This is a genomic window from Mangrovibacter yixingensis (assembly GCF_020523985.1).
Classification (GTDB): Bacteria; Pseudomonadota; Gammaproteobacteria; order Enterobacterales; family Enterobacteriaceae; genus Mangrovibacter; species Mangrovibacter yixingensis.
On the sequence record NZ_JAIVKM010000001.1, the window covers coordinates 1512142 to 1532648 of the forward strand.

At 48.2% G+C, this 20507-nt stretch carries 19 protein-coding genes; 9 read left to right on the forward strand and 10 right to left on the reverse strand.

All coding sequences use genetic code 11. The annotated features are described in order from the left end of the window. The first annotated feature begins 164 nt into the window (after positions 1–164). Positions 165–764, forward strand: a complete 600-nt coding sequence (locus LC084_RS06985) for an FMN-dependent NADH-azoreductase (protein ID WP_226570470.1) — start codon at positions 165–167, stop codon at positions 762–764. A 114-nt stretch (positions 765–878) separates the two neighbouring features. Here the strand turns inward: LC084_RS06985 and LC084_RS06990 are convergent, their stop codons facing one another. From LC084_RS06990 to LC084_RS07000, 3 genes are read right to left on the reverse strand one after another with little or no spacing between them, the layout of a single operon-like run. Beyond that, a complete protein-coding gene (locus LC084_RS06990; RefSeq protein ID WP_226570471.1) occupies positions 879–1166 on the reverse strand; it encodes a YdbL family protein in 288 nt (95 codons plus the stop codon). 28 nt (positions 1167–1194) lie between these two features. Continuing rightward, on the reverse strand, positions 1195–1383 hold the full coding sequence (locus tag LC084_RS06995) for a YnbE family lipoprotein (protein ID WP_226570472.1): 189 nt from the start codon (positions 1381–1383) through the stop codon (positions 1195–1197). Then, on the reverse strand, positions 1380–4013 hold the full coding sequence (locus LC084_RS07000; RefSeq protein WP_226570473.1) for a YdbH family protein: 2634 nt from the start codon (positions 4011–4013) through the stop codon (positions 1380–1382). The genes LC084_RS06995 and LC084_RS07000 overlap by 4 nt, the downstream gene beginning before the upstream one ends. A 215-nt stretch (positions 4014–4228) precedes the next feature. Here LC084_RS07000 and LC084_RS07005 point away from each other — a divergent pair, with 215 nt between their 5' ends. Both LC084_RS07005 and LC084_RS07010 read left to right on the forward strand, forming a co-directional pair. Further along, a complete protein-coding gene (locus LC084_RS07005) occupies positions 4229–5218 on the forward strand; it encodes a 2-hydroxyacid dehydrogenase (RefSeq protein WP_226570474.1) in 990 nt (329 codons plus the stop codon). Between the two features lie 123 nt (positions 5219–5341). Then, a complete protein-coding gene (locus LC084_RS07010) occupies positions 5342–5764 on the forward strand; it encodes an META domain-containing protein (RefSeq protein WP_226570475.1) in 423 nt (140 codons plus the stop codon). On the opposite strand, the gene LC084_RS07015 is transcribed toward LC084_RS07010, so the two are convergent. After that, positions 5765–6037 (reverse strand): putative hemolysin, encoded by a 273-nt coding sequence (locus LC084_RS07015; protein ID WP_226570476.1) that lies wholly within the window; start codon positions 6035–6037, stop codon positions 5765–5767. Between the two features lie 313 nt (positions 6038–6350). On the opposite strand from LC084_RS07015, the gene nifJ reads away from it, so the two are divergent. After that, the gene (gene nifJ, locus LC084_RS07020; protein ID WP_226570477.1) at positions 6351–9884 is read left to right on the forward strand and encodes a pyruvate:ferredoxin (flavodoxin) oxidoreductase; all 3534 of its coding nucleotides are present in this window, start codon (positions 6351–6353) and stop codon (positions 9882–9884) included. Between the two features lie 95 nt (positions 9885–9979). Here nifJ and LC084_RS07025 read toward each other — a convergent pair whose 3' ends face one another. Further along, the gene (locus tag LC084_RS07025; RefSeq protein ID WP_226570478.1) at positions 9980–10123 is read right to left on the reverse strand and encodes a hypothetical protein; all 144 of its coding nucleotides are present in this window, start codon (positions 10121–10123) and stop codon (positions 9980–9982) included. A gap of 124 nt (positions 10124–10247) precedes the next feature. Between LC084_RS07025 and ttcA the strand changes: the two genes are divergently transcribed. Continuing rightward, positions 10248–11174: a tRNA 2-thiocytidine(32) synthetase TtcA gene (ttcA, locus tag LC084_RS07030; protein WP_226570479.1), complete on the forward strand. Its 927-nt coding sequence runs from the start codon at positions 10248–10250 to the stop codon at positions 11172–11174. 130 nt (positions 11175–11304) lie between these two features. On the opposite strand, the gene LC084_RS07035 is transcribed toward ttcA, so the two are convergent. Together LC084_RS07035 and zntB are read right to left on the reverse strand one after the other, a co-directional pair. Then, the gene (locus LC084_RS07035) at positions 11305–11433 is read right to left on the reverse strand and encodes a hypothetical protein (RefSeq protein WP_264193412.1); all 129 of its coding nucleotides are present in this window, start codon (positions 11431–11433) and stop codon (positions 11305–11307) included. Between the two features lie 256 nt (positions 11434–11689). Further along, the gene (gene zntB / locus LC084_RS07040; protein ID WP_404808357.1) at positions 11690–12706 is read right to left on the reverse strand and encodes a zinc transporter ZntB; all 1017 of its coding nucleotides are present in this window, start codon (positions 12704–12706) and stop codon (positions 11690–11692) included. Positions 12707–12838: 132 nt separating this feature from the next. Here zntB and LC084_RS07045 point away from each other — a divergent pair, with 132 nt between their 5' ends. Continuing rightward, complete coding sequence (locus LC084_RS07045) at positions 12839–14020, forward strand: GGDEF domain-containing protein (RefSeq protein ID WP_226570481.1); 1182 nt, start codon at positions 12839–12841, stop codon at positions 14018–14020. Between the two features lie 346 nt (positions 14021–14366). Beyond that, positions 14367–14711 (forward strand): hypothetical protein, encoded by a 345-nt coding sequence (locus LC084_RS07050; RefSeq protein WP_226570482.1) that lies wholly within the window; start codon positions 14367–14369, stop codon positions 14709–14711. Positions 14712–14724: 13 nt separating this feature from the next. Here LC084_RS07050 and LC084_RS07055 read toward each other — a convergent pair whose 3' ends face one another. Next, a complete protein-coding gene (locus tag LC084_RS07055; protein WP_226570483.1) occupies positions 14725–15972 on the reverse strand; it encodes a mechanosensitive ion channel family protein in 1248 nt (415 codons plus the stop codon). Between the two features lie 319 nt (positions 15973–16291). Then, the gene (locus LC084_RS07060; protein ID WP_226570484.1) at positions 16292–17911 is read right to left on the reverse strand and encodes a peptide ABC transporter substrate-binding protein; all 1620 of its coding nucleotides are present in this window, start codon (positions 17909–17911) and stop codon (positions 16292–16294) included. A 188-nt stretch (positions 17912–18099) separates the two neighbouring features. Between LC084_RS07060 and mpaA the strand changes: the two genes are divergently transcribed. Continuing rightward, on the forward strand, positions 18100–18807 hold the full coding sequence (gene mpaA, locus LC084_RS07065) for a murein tripeptide amidase MpaA (protein ID WP_226570485.1): 708 nt from the start codon (positions 18100–18102) through the stop codon (positions 18805–18807). On the opposite strand, the gene ycjG is transcribed toward mpaA, so the two are convergent. Further along, entirely contained in the window at positions 18804–19769 is a 966-nt protein-coding gene (gene ycjG / locus LC084_RS07070) for an L-Ala-D/L-Glu epimerase (RefSeq protein ID WP_226570486.1), read from the reverse strand. The genes mpaA and ycjG overlap by 4 nt on opposite strands. A gap of 221 nt (positions 19770–19990) precedes the next feature. Between ycjG and tpx the strand changes: the two genes are divergently transcribed. Beyond that, positions 19991–20497: a thiol peroxidase gene (tpx, locus tag LC084_RS07075; RefSeq protein WP_226570487.1), complete on the forward strand. Its 507-nt coding sequence runs from the start codon at positions 19991–19993 to the stop codon at positions 20495–20497. Positions 20498–20507 lie beyond the last annotated feature (10 nt).

The following is a 20507-nucleotide window of genomic DNA, read 5'->3' on the forward strand; positions in this document are numbered from 1 at the left end:
TAGCAAGCATGCCTTCAGGGTAACACATTCAGCGGCAATGCGCCTTGTTCAAGAAATTCGAACATAGAGTTCGATTTATTGCGCTATCTCTGCAAGGCATTTGTAAATAGAGTGTGACGATTCTGCGCATTTCTGCGCCCACTCGTATCAAAAAGGATGTATGCATGAGCAACGTGCTTGTTTTGAAGAACAGTATTTTGGCTGGCTTTTCCCAGTCTAACCAACTGATTGACCACCTGACCACTCGGTGGCAGGAAAAACACAGTAACGACACAATTACAGTGCGTGACCTTGCAACCGACACAGTACCGGTGCTGGATGGTGAATTAGTGGGTGCGTTACGCCCGAGTGAAGTGCCGCTGACCCCGCGTCAACAGGATGCGTTGAACCTGTCCGATACGCTTATCAATGAACTCAAAGCACACGATGTGATTGTGATTGCAGCACCGATGTATAACTTTAACATCACCACGCAGCTTAAAAATTACATCGATTTTATTGCTCGTGCAGGTGTGACCTTCCGCTATACCGAAAATGGCCCTGAAGGTTTACTGACCGGCAAACGCGCAATTGTGGTTACTACCCGTGGCGGTATCCACAAAGACTCCCCGAGCGACCTTATCACCCCTTACCTGAAATTGTTCCTCGGTTTTATTGGCATTACTGATGTTGACTTCATTTACGAAGAAGGCGTGGGCTACGGCCCGGAAGTACTGGCTAAAGCACAAGCAGAAGCAAAAGCTGCTATTGATGCGCTGGTATAAAATCGCACCAATATCGCGCCAATGAATAAACACCTGGCGTAAATCTATACAAAAAAAGGGAAAAGAATTTCTTTCCCTTTTTTAATTGTTTCACCGTTGGTTGGCTGCACTTGGCTAAGGTTTTTGTAACCAGAGACCATTTACTCCCCGTACATACTCCCCTGACTTCGCCCTTTCAACCAGTTTACTTCCCGCCAGGTGGGCAACATCGCTCAGTGGCACATTATTTTGTTCCGCCAGTTGGCGGTAGCTCGCTGCCCGTGCCTGGTTAATTTTGGCAACCAGTGCAGTGGTTTCACTGTCGTTACTACGCGCTGCGATATAACCACTAAAGGTTTCTCCTACTTTGCCTTGCTCACGAGCCTGCTGCAGAGTCAGCGCCATCGCTGGCAGACTCAGCATGAACAACACAGCCCCCGGCAAGAGCCACTTAAAACAGGTCACTGCGGTTTTTAAGGAGTGCTTCCACATCTTTGTCCACCTTGATATGGATCTCATGTTCAATTTTCACGTTCATATTGATTGTAATAGGCGCCTGTGGGGCTGCCAGTTCAATTCTTGGGGTACAGCCAGCCAGCATCACTGCCAGAACAGGCAACCAAAAAGCCTGTCGTTTCATTGTTTCTCCTTACATTGATGGCTGCCAGTGCAGCGCTGTTCAGTCAATTGTGCATTTTGTTCCAGCCATGACTCCAGGTTGTCAGCAAAACGCAAACTACGCCACAGGGTAAAAATATTCTCTTCATGATGATAATTGAGGTTAACTTTCGCAGACTTACCTTCACTATAGCTGGTACCTTGTACCTGTGTATCCAGCCGCAAAACCCCCAGATTATCGACATTGATGTTACTCCATGAATGATTCACTTCCATGTAACGCAACCAGTTAATTGCTGAACCAGCCGTGACGTTGTCACGCACAATGGCATCGGCCATGTCTTTATCTAGCCTGAAGGTCAAAGGCCCAGGGTTGGTAAGCCAACCATCTTTAACAATCCACTGTGGATTATTCAGCCATAACGGCAAGCCACCACTGATTCGCCCTGACACAGCTAACTGTTTGGCATGAACCGCTGTAACAAGTTCACTGGAGGATAGATTATCAAGGCGCAGCAAAGCCGCATCGTGCTGAGGGAGACGTAACTGGCGCATCTCCACTTTTCCCCCCAGCACTTCCACACTGACATTACTCAGTTGCAAGGGATGGCTGTCACTCCATGGGATCCAGCCCTGTAGATTTGCGCTCAGGTTTGTCGCAGTCACCTGGCTGTTAATTTCACCAATGCGCAAGCGCACCGGCCCGTGGGTTCCCAAATGCCAGGCGCCTTGGGTAAAACGAAAGGGCAAGGTGAAATTAACATGACTGATTTCGTTGTCGGGAAGTTGTGCTGTGCCTTTACGAATAACACCGTGACCACCGGCCTCAAACCCCTGGCCTGCGGCAGCTGAAAAAGCGACCTGCGCGTACAAGTCTCCACCTGTAAGGTTCAACTTCATATCAGGAGGGATCAGGGACTGGAAACGAGCCAAAGTTTGTTTCGGCCACCATGCGTTACCACGTAAACGAGTGCCGTCCCAGCGTGAATAAACAGTGACAGGGCCTAATTGCCCGGCCACCAGTTCGCCGCGCAGATTGAAGGCATCCGGGTTTTGCCCTTTAAGCTGGAAACTAAAATGTGCGGGATCCAGATAACTGCCGTTACTGAAGGTGGTTTTCCCTGTTTGCAACACCAGGCTTGCCGCTAACTCAGGTAATTTAGGGTCACGTTGCCAGCGCAGCGGCTCGCTAAGCGCCAGACGTGGGCTGGAAACTACCATGTCCCCATAACGTAACTGATCAAAACCAGTAGAAAGTGTATTCAGCGTAATCAGGCTGTTGTCCCATTCGCCTTCCCCATGCATATCCCACGCGGCCTGCATCGGGTCAAACACTCCGTTTCCCCAATAACGCCAGCGCCAGTGGCCATTGTCAGGTAAAAAGTCGTGCGCTTCACCATCCAGATGGATGACAAATGCCCCTAACTGGTTTTCATGGGCTTTGAGAATAGCCTGTAGCCGCCCCCCAACCCCGTTACGCGTAAGTTTGACTCCCGCAAGAGGCAGGCGAACTTCGTCGATATCCAGTGTATCAACCAGCCGCCCCCGTGAGCGGAGTAATGCTCCAGGCAAAAAACGCAACTCAGGGGATTGCAGTGGCCCACCCAGCATAACGGGCAAGCCAACATAGAAAATCATATTGTCTTGTTTTATTTCACCAGTGAGCCTGGCAGGCAATGCGCTGTTAACCAGGCTCAATTTGCCCGGCCCGAGTGTCATTACCAGGTTCCCTTTCCCTGCATCACCCACTGTTAACGCATTGAAACGTCCTGAAATAACGGCCTGCTCAATACCACCAGACCAGTTATCTATACTGAGATCAATTTGCCCTTTTGCCTGGTGATGTTGTTCAACCCACTGCCATTGGCCATGTTCAATGCTTATTTGCTGGGGAGTTACCCGCCATGGCAGCACCACAAGCGGAGGCTGACCGGTGATAGATGCACGCACTTCACCCTGGTTTCCTTGCCAGTGAAATTCGGCCGCCACAGGTTCAGGGAAACTGGGCACGGTGAAATGGGCGAACAAATCACCTTGTTCTGGTAGCCCATCGGGAACCAGGTTAAGCGATACCGCCCCTTGCAGGGTTACTGGCATTTCCTGGCCCGGTAGCACAACCGCTATCTCACTGATGGTTAACGACTGCCCGGAGAGACGTGCATGGACGTTCAGTTTATCGCCTTGCCATGACAGTGTTTGGCGCATTGGAGAAAACGAAAGATGTACCTGCCCGCCATACTGTTGCCAGGGCACGATATTGACATGCTTTACCCAGACATCGCCTTTTGGCAGCCGTTGTTGCAATTGGCGTAAGGTTTGTTCCGGAGAGTCATTTTGTGAAACCGGCAGGCCAGCGGCACATTGAGGATTGGCCGTGAGAGTATTAGCGGAAAGACGCCAGTATTGAGGATACGAAAGTTGCAACTGGCTGATATCCACCAGTGTACACTCGCCCACCTTGACGCTCATGCCAGGCAATGTCACCTGCCGAAAGGTGATTTGGGGTTTGGCAGTTAATACAAGTTGCACACCTGCTGGCAGCCATAACCGTGCAAGCACAGGGAGCCACGCTTGCACGCTCATAAACAGCACAAATGGCAGCAAGGCAACCAGCAAAACAAGTGTAATAATTATCTTATAAGAACCCTTCATGGGTAGTAGCCGTCCTTCTTCGCCAGTGCAAATCTGTCGCCAGTCTGAACACGCGTTATTTTTACATGATTGTGCAGTGCGTTAAACCTTAAACCAGCCCAGGCACCGGTTGGCAAGCCTTAATATGGAAACCTCTTAATTAGACCACTTTTAACTATTTGTTTATATTATTAAATAGTGACAGTATTTATATAAACTTCGACTGGAGAAACCCGATGAAACTTGCGGTCTACAGTACCAAACAGTATGACAAAAAATATCTTGAGCACGTGAACAAGGATTATGGCTTCGAGCTGGAATTCTATGATTTTCTCCTGACCGAAAAAACGGCAAAAACGGCAGTAGGTTGTGATGGTGTCTGTATCTTTGTTAATGATGATGGTAGCCGCCCGGTTCTTGAAGAGCTAAAAACGTTGGGTGTCAGGTTTATCGCATTGCGTTGTGCGGGTTTTAATAATGTCGATCTTGACGCTGCAAAAGAGTTGGGTATTGCTGTTGTTCGTGTACCTGCGTATTCACCGGAGGCCGTAGCTGAACATGCCATTGGCCTGATGATGAGCCTAAATCGCCGTATTCACCGCGCATATCAACGCACGCGTGATGCAAATTTCTCTCTGGAAGGCCTCACCGGTACAACATTGTTCGGTAAAACAGCTGGCGTAATTGGTACTGGAAAAATCGGTGTGGCTATGTTGCGTATTTTAAAGGGTTTTGGGATGCGCCTGCTGGCATTTGACCCATACCCAAATGCGGCAGCGCTGGATATGGGGGTGGAATATGTGGATCTGCAAACGCTGTATTCCCAGTCCGATGTTATCTCTCTACACTGCCCACTTACGCCTGAAAACTACCATTTATTGGACCACAGCGCCTTCGACCAAATGAAAGATGGTGTAATGATAATTAACACCAGCCGTGGTGGGCTTGTTGACTCTCAAGCTGCAATCGACGCACTGAAGAGGCAGAAAATTGGCGCGCTGGGCATGGATGTTTATGAGAACGAACGTGATCTGTTCTTTGAGGATAAATCCAATGACGTTATTCAGGACGATGTCTTCAAACGCCTTTCCGCCTGCCACAATGTGTTATTTACTGGGCACCAGGCATTTTTAACTGCAGAAGCATTAATCAGCATTTCTGAAACGACCCTGAATAATCTTAAACAACTTGAAGCTGGCGAATCCTGCGCCAATCAGATTGCCTGATTTGCTACAATAAGGCTGTTACCCGGTATTTAGCGGTGCTGGCAATGTAATTACGTTGAATTTTGCGTTGCCAGCACACCTCATCCACTGACTAACGGACATGGACAATTTCAGGGAGTAAAGATGAAAAAAGTGATACCCGCGTTGCTGGCTATGATAACACTGGCAGGTTGTGCTCAGGAAAGTTCTGCCCCCAGTACCGCGCAATTAGCAGACCAGGCATTTGTACTGAAAACATTTAATGGCAAACCACTGGTTGATAATTCTCGCCCGGCAGGGATCCGCTTCAGCAATACAATGCAGGTCTCGGGCAACATGTGTAACCGCTTTATGGGCCAGGGAAGTCTGTCGGGTAATACCCTGACAGTCCAGGGGATGGCAAGCACTAAAATGCTGTGCGTTGATCCCCAGATGAATCAACTGGACAACGTGATCGGCCAAATGCTAACCCAGGGTGCAACGGTATCATTGGCTTCAGATACGCTTACCCTGAAAGCAGATGACAATACTCTGGTTTACCAGCGCATGGCAGGTACTGCGAAATAATCAGTACGTCCCACAATTGCCCGCGGCAAGGGCCTGCTCATTACAGCGTTTGCCGTTGGGTAATGCACATGTACCCACCATGGAACCATCAAGTTGGCGCGCGCCCAGTACCATTCCGCCAATCATGGCGCAATTTGCCTGCCCTGTGCCCGACATTATTGATTGTAATGGGCTGCGTGTGTGTGCTGCAGTTGCTTGTTGTACTGGTTCATTACTGCATGCTGTGAGAAAAAAGAGCGAAACCCCTGCCGCTAAAATAAAGCCTGCCTTCATGCGTTCTCTCCTGTCCACCCGAGCTGTGTCTGTATAGTCTTTTTTGACAAAACCTTTGCATCATAGGCCACACTTTTCACTACGTCGACCCTGAAGTCCTCGAGTTTTCAGGGTTTTTACTGTTTTTTTTGTTCTGTGCCACATTTTCCGCCTCACATTTAGTGACACTGTCACGAATCATCCTGTAACAGTGTTCATGAATCACAAGACACGGGGCGAAAAATTGTCTCGTGATGAGTTTGCTAGACTCAAAAGATAATGACAAAAAGCTTGCGCTATGCGGGCCTTATGAACGCAATGTTGAGGAACGTTTATGATAACCACTGATGGCAATGGCGCTGTCGCGTCTGTCGCGTATCGTTTAAATGAAGTTATCGCTATTTACCCTATTACACCCAGCTCAGTGATGGCTGAGCAGGCGGACGCCTGGTCTGAAAGCGGGCTAAAAAATGTATGGGGTGATATACCCAAAGTGGTTGAAATGCAGTCGGAAGGTGGTGCGATTGCGACAGTTCACGGTGCATTACAAACAGGGTCCCTTGCCACATCCTTCACCTCGTCTCAGGGATTACTATTAATGATCCCGACACTGTATAAAATTGCGGGTCAGTTAATGCCATTTGTTCTGCATGTGGCGGCAAGGACCGTCGCAACCCATGCTTTATCAATTTTTGGTGACCATTCAGATGTTATGGCCGTGCGCCAGACAGGATGTGCTTTGTTGTGCTCAGGGAGTGTGCAGGAAGCTCAGGATTTTGCATTGATATCCACGATGGCGACACTGGAAAGCCGAGTGCCTTTTGTTCATTTTTTCGATGGTTTCCGCACCTCACACGAGATTAATAAAATCTCGCCTCTGAGCGATGAAACATTGCTGGCTCTGATGCCTGAATCAGCTATCCAGGCCCACCGGCAAAGAGCCCTGGACCCTGAGCACCCTGTTATTCGCGGTACATCCGCTAACCCAGATACCTGGTTTCAGGCCCGTGAAGCCACAAACCCATGGTATGACCAACTGAGTAGCATAATTGAACAGGCTATGGTGAGGTTTGGCGAGCAAACCGGGCGGCATTATCGCCCCTTTGATTATTATGGGCACCAACAAGCTGAACGTGTGGTGATAATCATGGGTTCTGCCGCGGGTTGTTGCGAAGAAGTCGTCGATTACCTGGTTGCTAAGGGCGAGAAAGTTGGGGTTCTAAAAGTACGTTTATTCCGCCCGTTCAGTGCCGAACATTTTCTGGCGGCCCTGCCCACTTCTGTTACTGATATTGCCGTCATGGATCGCACAAAAGAACCGGGTTCGGTTGCTGAACCACTTTACCTTGATGTTATGACAACGCTGGCTCAGGCCTGGCAGCAACACAAACGTGCGACACTCCCACGGGTTATTGGTGGGCGCTATGGGTTATCCTCAAAAGAGTTCGACCCACGCTGTGTGCTGGCTATCTTTAATGCACTTAACCAGGCTGAGCCACCTGCCCGTTTCACCGTCGGTATTTTTGATGATATTACCCATCTTTCACTGCCTTTACCGGCGGAAACCCTGCCGTCATCATCACGCCTTGAAGCACTGTTTTATGGCCTGGGGAGCGATGGTTCCGTTTCAGCGACCAAAAATAACATTAAAATTATCGGCAACAGTACGCCCTGGTACTCACAAGGCTACTTCGTGTATGACTCCAAAAAAGCAGGTGGGCTGACAGTCTCCCACCTGCGGATCGCTGATGCGCCTGTGAGGTCCACCTGGCTGGTAGAAGAAGCTGATTTTATAGGCTGCCACCAGTGGCAATTCATTGATAAATACCCAATGGTAGATAAGCTCAAACCCGGTGGGATTTTTCTGGTCAACACACCTTACCCGGAAAAGGACGTGTGGCAACGGCTTCCACAGGAAGTACAGGCTATGTTGCGCCATAAAAAAGCCCGTTTGTGGGTGATAAACGCGGCAAAAATCGCCAGAGAGTGCCAGTTAGGGGCCAGGATAAACACCGTTATGCAAATGGCTTTTTTCCATTTAACTCAGTTGTTACCTGGCAATACCGCTCTGGAGGCCCTGCAAGGGGCCATTGCGAAAAGTTACCAGAGCAAAGGCCAGGAGCTGGTTGAACGTAACTGGCAGGCTTTAGCGCTGGCGGAATCATCGCTTCATGAAGTACCGCCTGGTGATGTGGATAATGGCAGCCACCACATGCCGCCAGTTGTTGCAGATACCGCACCTGATTTCGTTAAAACTGTTACCAGCGCAATGATTGCCGGGCTCGGTGACAAACTCCCGGTTTCCGCTTTCCCCCCGGATGGTACCTGGCCGGTTGGCACAACTCGCTGGGAAAAACGCAACATTGCTGAGTCTATCCCCATCTGGAATCCTGGGATATGCACCCAGTGCAATCATTGTGTTGCCGCTTGCCCACATTCAGCAATACGCGCGAAAGTCGTCGAACCGGAGGCACTCCGTTCTGCACCGGAAACACTGCAATCTCTGGATGTGAAATCCCGTGACATGCGTGGCCAGAAATATGTTCTGCAAGTTGCGCCTGAAGACTGTACCGGTTGTGACCTTTGTGTTGAAGTTTGCCCGGCAAAAGACCGAGAAAACCCAGAAATTAAAGCGATCAATATGCAGCCCCGGCTGGAGCATGTTGAACAGGAAAAACAGCATTATGATTTCTTCCTTGCTATGCCAGACCGGGACCGCAGCACCCTTGAACGAATAGATATTCGGACTTCACAATTGCTTACGCCTTTGTTTGAGTATTCCGGTGCCTGCTCAGGATGCGGGGAAACACCTTATATCAAACTGCTTACTCAGCTTTTCGGCGATCGTTTATTGGTTGCCAACGCCACTGGCTGTTCTTCCATTTACGGTGGCAACCTGCCAACTACACCATGGACAACAGATGCTAACGGCCGGGGCCCCGCCTGGGCAAACTCATTATTTGAAGATAACGCTGAATTTGGCCTGGGCTTTCGCTTATCGCAAACCCAGCACCGCCAACGTGCCGGGCGGTTGTTGCATGAACTCAGCGCCATACTTCCCACAGCATTGTGTGAGGCATTGTCTGCACCAGCCAATGTTGAAGAACGCCGCCAGCAAATCACACAATTACGCGTTCTGCTGGCTGATATTGGCACACACACGGCTAAAGAACTCATGCAAGCAGCTGATTCATTAGTTGAACGTTCTGTTTGGCTGATTGGTGGTGACGGCTGGGCCTATGATATTGGCTATGGCGGTTTGGACCATGTGATGAGCCTGACAGAGAACGTCAATGTTCTGGTGCTTGATACCCAGTGTTATTCGAACACGGGTGGCCAGGCATCCAAAGCAACTCCATTAGGTGCTGTGACCAAGTTTGGTGAAAGTGGTAAACGCAAGGCACGTAAGGACCTGGGTGTTAGCGTGATGATGTACGGCCATGTCTATGTGGCACAAATATCGTTGGGAGCCCAATTAAACCAGACTGTTAAAGCAATTCAGGAAGCAGAGGCCTGGCATGGCCCTTCTCTGATAATTGCTTACAGCCCTTGTGAAGAACATGGCTACAATCTCGCATTAAGCCACGACCAGATGCGCCAACTGACCACCAGTGGTTTTTGGCCCTTGTATCGGTTTGACCCTCAGCGTGCAGAGCAAGGCAAAATCCCACTACAGCTTGATTCACGCCCACCGTCAGATGCGCTGCGAGAAACTTTGCTAAACGAGCAGCGATTTAAAAGGCTGAACAGCCAGCAGCCTGAAGTGGCTGAACAATTGTGGAAAGACGCAGCAGATGAGCTGCAAAAACGTTATGATTTTCTGTCTATGCTGGCCGGGAAAGGCGGGACTGCCCAGCCAGCAGGATAAGAATACGCCCCCGGATAAATTCCGGGGGATGTCAGAACCCAATGCGAAACTCACAGTAACAAGCCACCCAATATCGCGTTATCGAAGTGGTGGCTTTACCAAAAAATATTGATATACCGAGCCAGTGTTCCTGTATTTACCCGGGCAGCCAGAGCCTGTAGCAAATGCCTGCCTATAAAAGCAGTAAGTGGTGAAAACATGCTGGCTTTCGCCGTGGTAATCCGTACCATACGCAGCATACTTTTTTTCTGAGCCTTAACCTGTTCGGCAACCCTGTTGAAACGAGAAATATAAGAGCATGCCTGTACGGCTGTTGCCGCGTTACACTGCCCTGTTTTCTTGTTACTGCCCGAGATTTTTAGAATGCAAGATAATCAAGACGTTACAAAGAAAGAACAATATAACCTGAACAAGTTGCAAAAGCGCCTGCGCCGTAATGTGGGTGAAGCTATCGCCGATTTCAATATGATTGAAGAAGGCGACCGTATTATGGTTTGCCTTTCTGGCGGTAAAGACAGTTATACCATGTTGGAAATACTGCGTAACTTGCAGCAAAGCGCACCGGTTAATTTTACCCTGATAGCTGTGAATCTCGACCAGAAACAGCCTGGTTTTCCAGAGCACATTCTGCCGGAATACCTTGAAAGTATTGGCGTTGAGTACAAAATTGTCGAAGAGAATACTTACGCTATCGTCAAAGATAAAATCCCTGAAGGGAAAACGACCTGCTCACTGTGCTCACGCTTACGGCGGGGGATCTTGTACCGTACAGCCACCGAAATTGGTGCCACTAAGATTGCTCTTGGCCACCACCGTGATGACATCCTGCAGACTTTGTTTTTGAACATGTTCTATGGCGGTAAACTGAAAGGGATGCCACCAAAACTGATGAGTGATGACGGCAAACACATCGTTATTCGCCCACTTGCGTATTGCCGCGAAAAGGATATTGAACGGTTCTCCACGGCAAAAGCATTTCCGATTATCCCGTGTAACCTGTGTGGTTCACAACCCAATCTGCAGCGGCAGGTTATTGGTGACATGCTGCGTGACTGGGATAAACACTATCCGGGCCGCATTGAAACCATGTTCCGGGCTATGCAAGATGTTATCCCTTCTCACCTATGTGACACCGAATTATTCGATTTTAAAGGCATTCATCACGGTAGTGAGGTTGTTGATGGTGGGGATCTGGCCTTTGACCGCCAGGATATCCCATTAACACCCGCGGGTTGGGAAGCCGATGAGGAGTCGAAAAGCCAACGGCTGGATGTGCTGGAACTTAAATGATCAAGATAAAACGGGCTCAATAGCCCGTTTTATACTTTCCCGCGCCCTTCCCACTACTTTCCCACTACCTTGTTTGCTCTTTGTGTTAATCCTCCTGAACCCAGCCTACAGGCAGTATCCATACTTCAGTTTATGACAACAGATGATGCACTAATGGATGTGGGTCAGGATCCGGTTCGGGTTCATGGGGAACAGGTTCCGGACGCGGGTGTGGCTTAGTCACCGGAACCGGCTCCGCAGGAAAAGGCTCACATTTCATATTGCCTCCTTTTGCTTCCTGCATAAGCTTAGAACGCCCAAGAAAACAGGCAAAAAAAAGCCGACAAATTTTGTCGGCGTCGTACGAATTAATCTTGCTATGCAGTAATTCAAAAAAGGAAGTAAGACAATATGGAGCGCAACGCCCATCGCTTGACGTTGCATTCACCTGCGAGATTGATATTGCCTTTTTCACTGGGCGATTTTATTGACATGGCTCAATATAATTGTCCCTTTAGCTCGATAATTCTTGTTATTTACAGCCAGTTACTACGTTTTAACCATAAAATAACAGCAACAACAAGAATCACCAACATAAGGCAGAAGAAAGGGAAACCGAACCCCCAACTGCCACCGGGGATCCCCCCCAAATTGACGCCAAATAAACCGGTGAGAAACGTGCTTGGGAGAAAAACCATCGCCATAAGAGACATGGTATAAGAGCGGCGAGATAATGATTCCTGCATCATTTGTGATATTTCATCAGCCATAATTGCGGTGCGAGCGATACAGGCATCAATTTCATCAAGCCCCCGGCCTAACCGGTCTGCGATATCCTGCATACGACGCCTTTCGTCATCGTCCATCCACACCAGACGCTCACTGGCAAGCCGTGCATACACATCACGCTGTGGAGCCATATAGCGGCGCATGACTATCAGTTGCTTGCGCAATAATGCCAGATGCCCTCGCTGAGGTACCTGCTGATCTAGCAGGTCATCTTCAAGATCTATAATTTGGTCATGTAACTGCTCAATAAACTCACTGGCATGGTCAGTCAGGGCATCGCATACATCAACCAACCAACCCCCGACATCTTTCGCACCTGTTCCGGCTTTAAGGTCATTAATAACATCATCCAGAGCCAGAACCTGCCGCTGACGTGAGGTGATTATCATGTTTTCATTAATGTACATCCGCATGGCAACCAGTTGGTCGGGCCGCTCATCCGTACTGCCATTAATACAACGCAATGTAATGAATGTACCTTCACCCATGCGGGTAACGCGTGGACGCAGGCTTTCCCCTGCCAACAGGTCTCTGGCGATATCCGGTAATAAAGGGGAATTTTCCAGCCAGTTGGCACTTTGTGGATGAGTGTAATTCAGATGCAGCCAACAAGGATGTTGCTTATCAATGCTATCTGTTTCTTCCAAAGGGGAAATACCGCCCATACCATCAAAACGCCAGGTAAAAACAGCATCAGAAACGAAAAAGTCATGTCCGGTTAACCCACTCAAATTTGCCCCCTGTTCGCTCTCAGCGTGTTCCATCATAGTGCTACGTGGATGCTGCTATGACCCGGTTTTTACTATAAATTTAGCAAAACTTCACACCTTATATAACATTCTACTAAAATCCTTTGTAGCATTGGTATGTAACACTTTCGCCAACAGGAACCTGATTTGTTCAGACGTAAAGTATGTAAGGCATTTGACTTGCGCTTCGAGCGAACCCGCCAGCACGCCATAATTATGAGTGCCAACTGGTTTCTTTGGGTTAACTTATTGTTTAGCATTGTTATTTTGGTTCGCTATTACTTCAATCCTAGGGTCACTCTTGCGATTCCTGCCGGGCATGCAGACTTTACACATTTACCGTTATTTGCGGTCATGATTATCACTGCTGCTGTGTTGTACATTCTGAGATACTCACCGGACAGGCTCTCCCGCAAAATATGGACAATGTTACGTGCGACTATGCTGGTACTGAGCCTGAACTGGTGTCTGGTGCTGTTTTTGCTATTTGCCAGTGGCGGCCGGCCTGTTATTTTCGCTCTTGCCTCAATTTTATTGTTAACCGGGCTGATAGCGCTTTATGTTGATACTGTGGCGTGGTTTTTTTTCAGTGTGCCACTTCAGTTTGCCATTATTGCTACCAGCCTGGTATTCACCAGCTATATCACTGTCGTGAATGTGTTGGCTTATATTGCGCTGGCCTTACTGGTTGAGTCGGCCAGGCGAATGCTCAATTCGTGGTTTGTGCTGGCTATTCACCGGGAACAAGAGAATAACGATTTAATTCAGCGCCTGGAGATTCAGGCCAACTGTGATCCTCTTACCGGGTTAGCTAACAGAAGGTCCTTTCAGGTTGTGTTGGATAAAACCGTACAACGCGCTTCTTTTCAGCCGCGTGAAAGCGCTTTTTCTATGCTCATGATCGATGTCGATAAGTTCAAAAACTATAACGATTTTTATGGGCACCAGGCTGGTGATTCGTGCCTGATTCAGGTTGCTGAATCCATAGAAAGCGCAGTGCGAGCTAATCTTGATTTAGTAGGACGGTTTGGTGGTGAGGAGTTTATTGTGTTACTTCCTCAGGCCTCAGCAGCTGAAGCGAAAGAGATTGCAAAGCGCATTCTAAGTGCGTTAAGTATGAGAAGTATTGAACACAAGGCTTCAGATGTTGCCACTAAAGTCACGGTGAGTATCGGTATTGCTGAATGGTCTGGTGGGCTAAATGCAAGCCAGCTGATTTCCCGCGCAGACAGTGCGCTTTATTACGCTAAGAACAGTGGACGGAACCAGTACCAGGTATTTCACCCAGGGACAGGGCAGCCAACAGAAAAAACAGTTCAGCAAGCATAGTGCTTAAAAAAGCAGAGCATTTAGTGTGCCCTGCTGTTATCGCTGTTATTGTTCTCAGGAATTGATAAATTACGCTCCGCCGAACTGGTGCGCAATATATAACCAACCCGTTCAATATCCTCTTTCTTCTTATTTTTATCTCCCTGTTATCACCTTCCCGTATTAATGCCCTGCACAAAATTCATGTCAAAAAGACGTAAAAACCTCAGAATATAAAAATCATTACTTGTTATATACATTGCTCTCTATATCAAAAAACCTGCGTCTGCTGAACATACCTGTGGAGAACCGGGGCATAAATATTGATATACTGGTTATATTATAAATATCATCGCAACGGTACCAAATGACTGATAACCGGACACATCACCCACGAGTCAACCTGCGGCTCTCGCGCTCTGTCAGTAACGCCATTCTTGGTGACATTAAGGCTTTATTACCTAATGAAGGGATTCATATTTTTATTAATGAACTCGATGACGAAAATTATGCCACACTGGAATGCAACCAAAATGACACACTTGCTGCGTTGTTAGTGCCAATTATTGTGGTGTGGCGGCAGTTGGGCTATATCGGCAGTATTGTGTGGCACAGTGGTAAAATCAACCGTGATGTTACCACTGCAACACAATTTCAACTGCTTAGTTTGATGAAAACGCCGTTGCCATTATTCGTTATCCGCGAAGCCTGACCCAAGGTTATGGTTATATACGCACGGATTTACCCAGATTGCGCATATCATTACCGGTAGGTGATTGATGCACGCGTAAACCGAATTCACCAATTACTGCATAAATGTGATCAAAAATATCTGACTGAATAGCTTCGTACTCGAGCCAGGCAACTGTATTGGTGAATGCGTAAATTTCCAGGGGTAAACCATCCACACCCGGAGATAGCTGGCGGACCATGGTTGTCATGTTATGGTGAATTTTGGGGTGCTGGTTGAGATACGCGGTCAAATAGGCACGAAATGTCCCGACATTTGTCATTTGCCGTACATTCAGTGCTGAGCCGGATTCCTGGTCATGTTCGCGGTTCCAGGCAGACAGTTCGTCTTTTTTTTGTGCCAGGTATGGCGTCAAAATACGCGACTGCTGCAAGTGCGCCAGTTCATCCTCTGAGAGGAAATGTATGCTGGTGGTATCTATGTTGATACTGCGCTTAATACGCCGCCCGCCTGATTCAGACATCCCTTGCCAGTTTTTAAAGGCATCAGAGACCAGAGCGTAAGTTGGGATTGTGGTTATTGTGTTATCCCAGTTTCTTACCTTAACGGTTGTCAGCCCTATGTCAGTCACTGCACCATCAGCGCCATATTTCGGCATTTCCAGCCAGTCACCCTGGTTTAGCATGCGGTTAGCTGAAAGCTGAATCCCTGCCACCAGGCCAAGAATTGGGTCTTTAAAAACTAACATTAATACCGCAGCCATGGCACCCAGGCCGCTAATCAATATTGCTGGTGATTTCCCGATTAATACCGAGATCATCATAATGCCAATAACAATGGCACCCAGCAGTTTCATACTCTGGATAATCCCTTTGAGCGGCAGATTTCCAGCAAATGGCAGCTTGCGAGAAACCACGAAAGAGACATCCATGAGTGAGAAAAATGCCAACAACCCATACAGCATTACCCACAATTGAGCAGCGGCGAGCAAGAAAATGCTGGCATCGCTCCCCTGCTCCAGCCAGAGCAAAGTCTGGATATGCACAATAATGCCCTGGAGAACAAAAGCGAGCCGGTGAAAGAGGTGGTGCTGAGTAATAACTTGTAGCCAGAGCTTGTTACTGCTCCTGGCGCGCTTTTCAAAGGCACGCAATACAAGGCTGTGTAACACGAAGTGAACCACTACAGCGGTTAAAAAAATGATCGCCAATACTGCAGCCAGAGCCATTGAATTATTTAAATTAATGCCGTAACGCCCGGCAAAATGCATGAGTTCCTGCATACAATCTCCTTTTTATTCAGGCGCTATCTTGCCTTCACTCAATCCCAGGTGCAATGGCCGTCGCGAACAGGATGGATGAACCTTAATAAAACTCGGTAAATATAGGAAAACAGGAAAGATTGCAGGCGGTAAAGAAGAGAGGAGATTTGCCCCTCCGGCGCTTATCTCCGGCACTCACAGAAGTGGTGTTAGCTCTTTGGGGGCAAAACGATAATAAGATATCAGATAAATCTGATCAACACTCAGTTGGGCAAAAATTGCACGTCATCACAAATTATGGCGAAATCCTGGCCCAACTCTATCTGGTGCACACACCGCGTTAATGCTTGATGATGTACATCGTCCTGCTGTATGCGACATCTTCGGGGTTATCTATTGGGTAACCTTTGACCCAGGGCTTAATCAAACGCCCATTTGTGTACTGGTAAATAGGAGCAATCGGTGCCTGTTCCGCGAGTATCTTTTCTGCCTCATCATAGTCTTTATTACGGGCTACTTCGTTCGTTTCACTACCGGCCTGGGCAATAATTTTGTCATAGGCGCTTGAGCTGAAACGCGAAATATTCCCACTATTAGTTGATGTCAGAAGAGATAAAAATGTTGATGCTTCGTTGTAATCACCTATCCAGGATGCACGAATAACATCAAAGTTCCCACTACGACGGCTGTCCAGATAGGTTTTCCATTCCTGGTTTTTCAAAACCACTTCCGCACCCAGTGCTTTTCTCCACATGGATGCAATGGCAATAGCGATTTTTTGGTGGTTTTCTGAGGTATTGTAAAGGAGTGATAGTTTAAGCGGTTTTTCAGGCCCATAACCTGCTGCTTTCAGCAACATTTTTGCCTGCAAATCCCGTTCTTCCTGTGTCATCTCCTGGAATAAAGCGGGTTGTGGCGTGAACCCGTGGGTCACATCCGGTGTAAAGTGCCAGGCGGGTTTCTCCCCTGTACCCAAAACCTTGTTAGCAATAATATCGCGGTCAATAGCCAGGCTAAGTGCGACACGAACGCGTTGATCTGCTGTCGGCCCTTTTTGGGTATTAAATGCGTAATAGTATGTCCCTAACTGTGGTGGCGTATAAACTTGCCCGGGTATTGTATCCAGCAGCTTCTGGTACATGTTTTTAGGGAAAGACTCCGTGATATCAATACCGCCAGCCAGGTAGCGTTTAGTTGCTGAAGACTCCTGGTTAATTGGAATAAATGTCACTTTGGTGAGAACTGTTTTAGCGTTATCCCAATATTGCCTGTTCGGCGTCAGGACCAATTTTTCATTCACCACACGTGAATCCAGCACAAAAGCGCCATTGCCAACCAGATTGTCTGGGCGCGTCCAGTCATTACCATTCTTTTCGACATTCGCCTGCTTGACTGGGTAAAGCGCAAAACTAGCCGTCAATAAAGGGAAAAACGGGACATTTTTATCAAGCTGGACTTGTAATGTTCTGTTATCAAGTGCACTTACCCCAAGCTTTTCCGGCGGCAACTTACCTTCAATAATAGCCTGGGCATTTTCTATTCCAGCTAACGCCGCAAATGACGCAAACGGAGACGTTGTTTTCGGGTCAACCAAACGGCGCCAACTGTAGACAAAATCCTGCGCACTCACTGGGGAGCCATCTGACCAGCGAGCATCCGGCCTCAAGGTAAAAGTCCAGATACGGTTATTATTGGTCTGCCATTTTGTTGCGACGCCTGGGATCAACGCACCTGTTGCATCCTGATTAGTCAGCCCTTCAAATAAGTCACGAATAACTTGAATTTCAGGCAACCCAACAGCTTTGGCGGGGTCCAGTGAGGCGGGTTCATCTTTGATATGACGATTCAATTCCTGTTTGGCAGCAAGCTGCGTTCCGGGTGGCACCTCAGCGGCAAGTGCCACCGTTGTGGTACCACTGACAATAACCGCACTACAAAGCAATCGTGTAACAAGTTTCATGTGGCAGCCCTGATTAAATTTGTTCCCGCTCGAGTTGGCGCTTTTGATAATTATTTGTTTTGACGGGAGGAATTGCAAATATTCTGCAATACTTTGTTATCTATTTTGAGTTGAGTGGCACACACACTCGCCTGGGCAGGCGAAACGGCTTCGTTTCTCCACAGGTGATGCTAACAACAAGGTGATTTATGCCCTTATCACGTTCGAGACCATTACGAGGTAATTTTCAAAACGCGCCATTGCAGTATGGAACCAGTTTTAGTGGCGCTCCACTACTCTGGTTCCCGGCAACAGAAATGCAGCCTTCAACAGGGTTAATTATTGCTGGCACACACGGTGACGAAAGTGCCAGTATTGTCGCGCTTTCTTGTGCGCTTCGCACACTTGACGAATCACAGCGTCGGCATCATGTCATTCTTTGTGTTAATCCCGATGGCTGCCAAAGTGGCATACGTGCTAATTTTCGCGGCGTAGATTTAAACCGCAATTTCCCAGCAGCGAATTGGAAACCAGGCGAAACGGTGTACCGGTGGAACACACAGGCTCCAGTACGTGACGTGAAACTCTCGGCCGGGGAATTTTCTGGCTCAGAGCCTGAAACATCGGCACTTTGCCAATTAATCACCCGAATAAAACCTGCCTGGGTGGTCTCTTTTCATGAGCCATTGGCCTGTATTGAGGACCCTTACCGCTCTGTGCTGGGGCAATGGTTGGCAAAAACGTTGACATTACCACTGGTAACCAGTGTGGGATACGCCACACCGGGTTCATTTGGGAGTTGGTGCAAAGATAACAATCTGCCATGTATTACAGCAGAGTTACCCCCTGTCTCCGCTGATTCAGCCTGTGAGCGCTACCTGGAGGGAATTATCAGCCTGCTTGAGTACTCGGATTAGAGATGCAGCATGCCTGGTGTAAAGTTGAGACCAGGCTCAACATCTACAGCCAGCCAGGATGGGCCATCCAAATCAAGAAAACGTGCAGCCGGGGTTAGCGGCAAGGCGGCGGTAATAGCTCGGGATGTACACAGCATACAACCTAACATTATCTCGAAACCTGCGGAAATAGCCGCCTGCTGCAATGCCAGCGCTTCTGTCAGCCCTCCGGCTTTATCGAGCTTAATATTCACCATCTCGTAACGGTGTAACAACTCGCCGAGTTGGGACCGTGTGTGGCAGGATTCATCTGCACAAATGGGTAAAGGATGGACGAAATGCGCCAGTGCAGAATCTTCAGCGGCTGGCAAGGGTTGTTCCAGCATCGCTACATTGAGATCTGCCAGTAGCTGACAACGTGCGGCCAGCCCTTCGACATGCCATGATTCGTTGGCATCGACAATCAGTGTTGCTTCCGGTACAGCAGTTCGAATCGCAACCATGCGTTCAGTTATCAGTCGATCATCAAGCTTTATTTTTAGTAAATGTGCTCCACCCAACCACAGCCTCCTGGCCGCTTGAGCCATTCTTTCCGGGGTATCGATAACCACGGTCTGGGCCATCACGACACTCTCGGGTAGCGGTGTGCGCAAATATTGAGGCAGCGTTAGCCCTGCCAGGCAGGCCTCGAGGTTCCATAATGCACAATCAACAGCATTGCGCGCAGCTCCAGGAGGCAATGCCACTTGTAGTTCATGGCGGCTCAGGCCTTGCTGTAATGCAGGTATAACCGTTGTTATCTGAGCCATCACGGAAGCTGCCGTTTCGCCATAGCGCAAATAAGGTGTACATTCCCCTACAGCCTTTATTCCGGCATCTTCGATTTCGACCACCACCACAATAGCTTGCTCGCGAGTGCCACGTGCAATAGTGAACGGTGTATTGAGTGGCCATGATTCCTCGTACACGCTGACATTTCTCATTACTGTTCATCCCTTTTGTGTTTAAAGCAGTATATACCTTCAACGATGGCGTACTTAACTGTTACCGGCTGAGTAACCTGGATGGCACCGATGTTTATCTGCGGTCGATTCATTTTTTAGGCATCAAAATACATAGTATGTAAATAATTTTTTATATTCATTCGCCAGTAGTTGGCTTACACTAGTTTGAGCGTTAACAATATGAGAACAGGAAAATAACTATGTCACAACTCGTTCATTTTCAGGGTAACCCGGTTGCCGTTAAAGGTCAGATTCCTCAGGCAGGTAGTGCTGCTGCGGCATTCACTCTGGTTGCTAAAGACCTTGCAGATATCTCCCTGAGCCATTATGCGGGCAAGCGTAAAGTTCTGAATATTTTCCCGAGCATTGATACTGGTGTTTGTGCAGCCTCTGTTCGCAAATTCAACCAGTTGGCAACTGAAATGGATAACACTGTTGTGTTGTGTATTTCTGCTGACCTGCCGTTTGCTCAGTCTCGTTTCTGTGGTGCTGAAGGCCTCAGCAACGTCGTGACTCTTTCCACTCTGCGCCACCCTGAATTCCAGGATACTTATGGCGTAGGCATTGATGATGGTGCGCTGAAAGGCCTGACTGCACGCGCAGTTGTTGTGATTAACGAGAAAGATGAAGTGATTTTCAGCCAACTGGTCAATGAAATCACTGAAGAACCTGATTACGACGCAGCTCTGGCCGCACTCAAAGGCTGATTGTTTTATC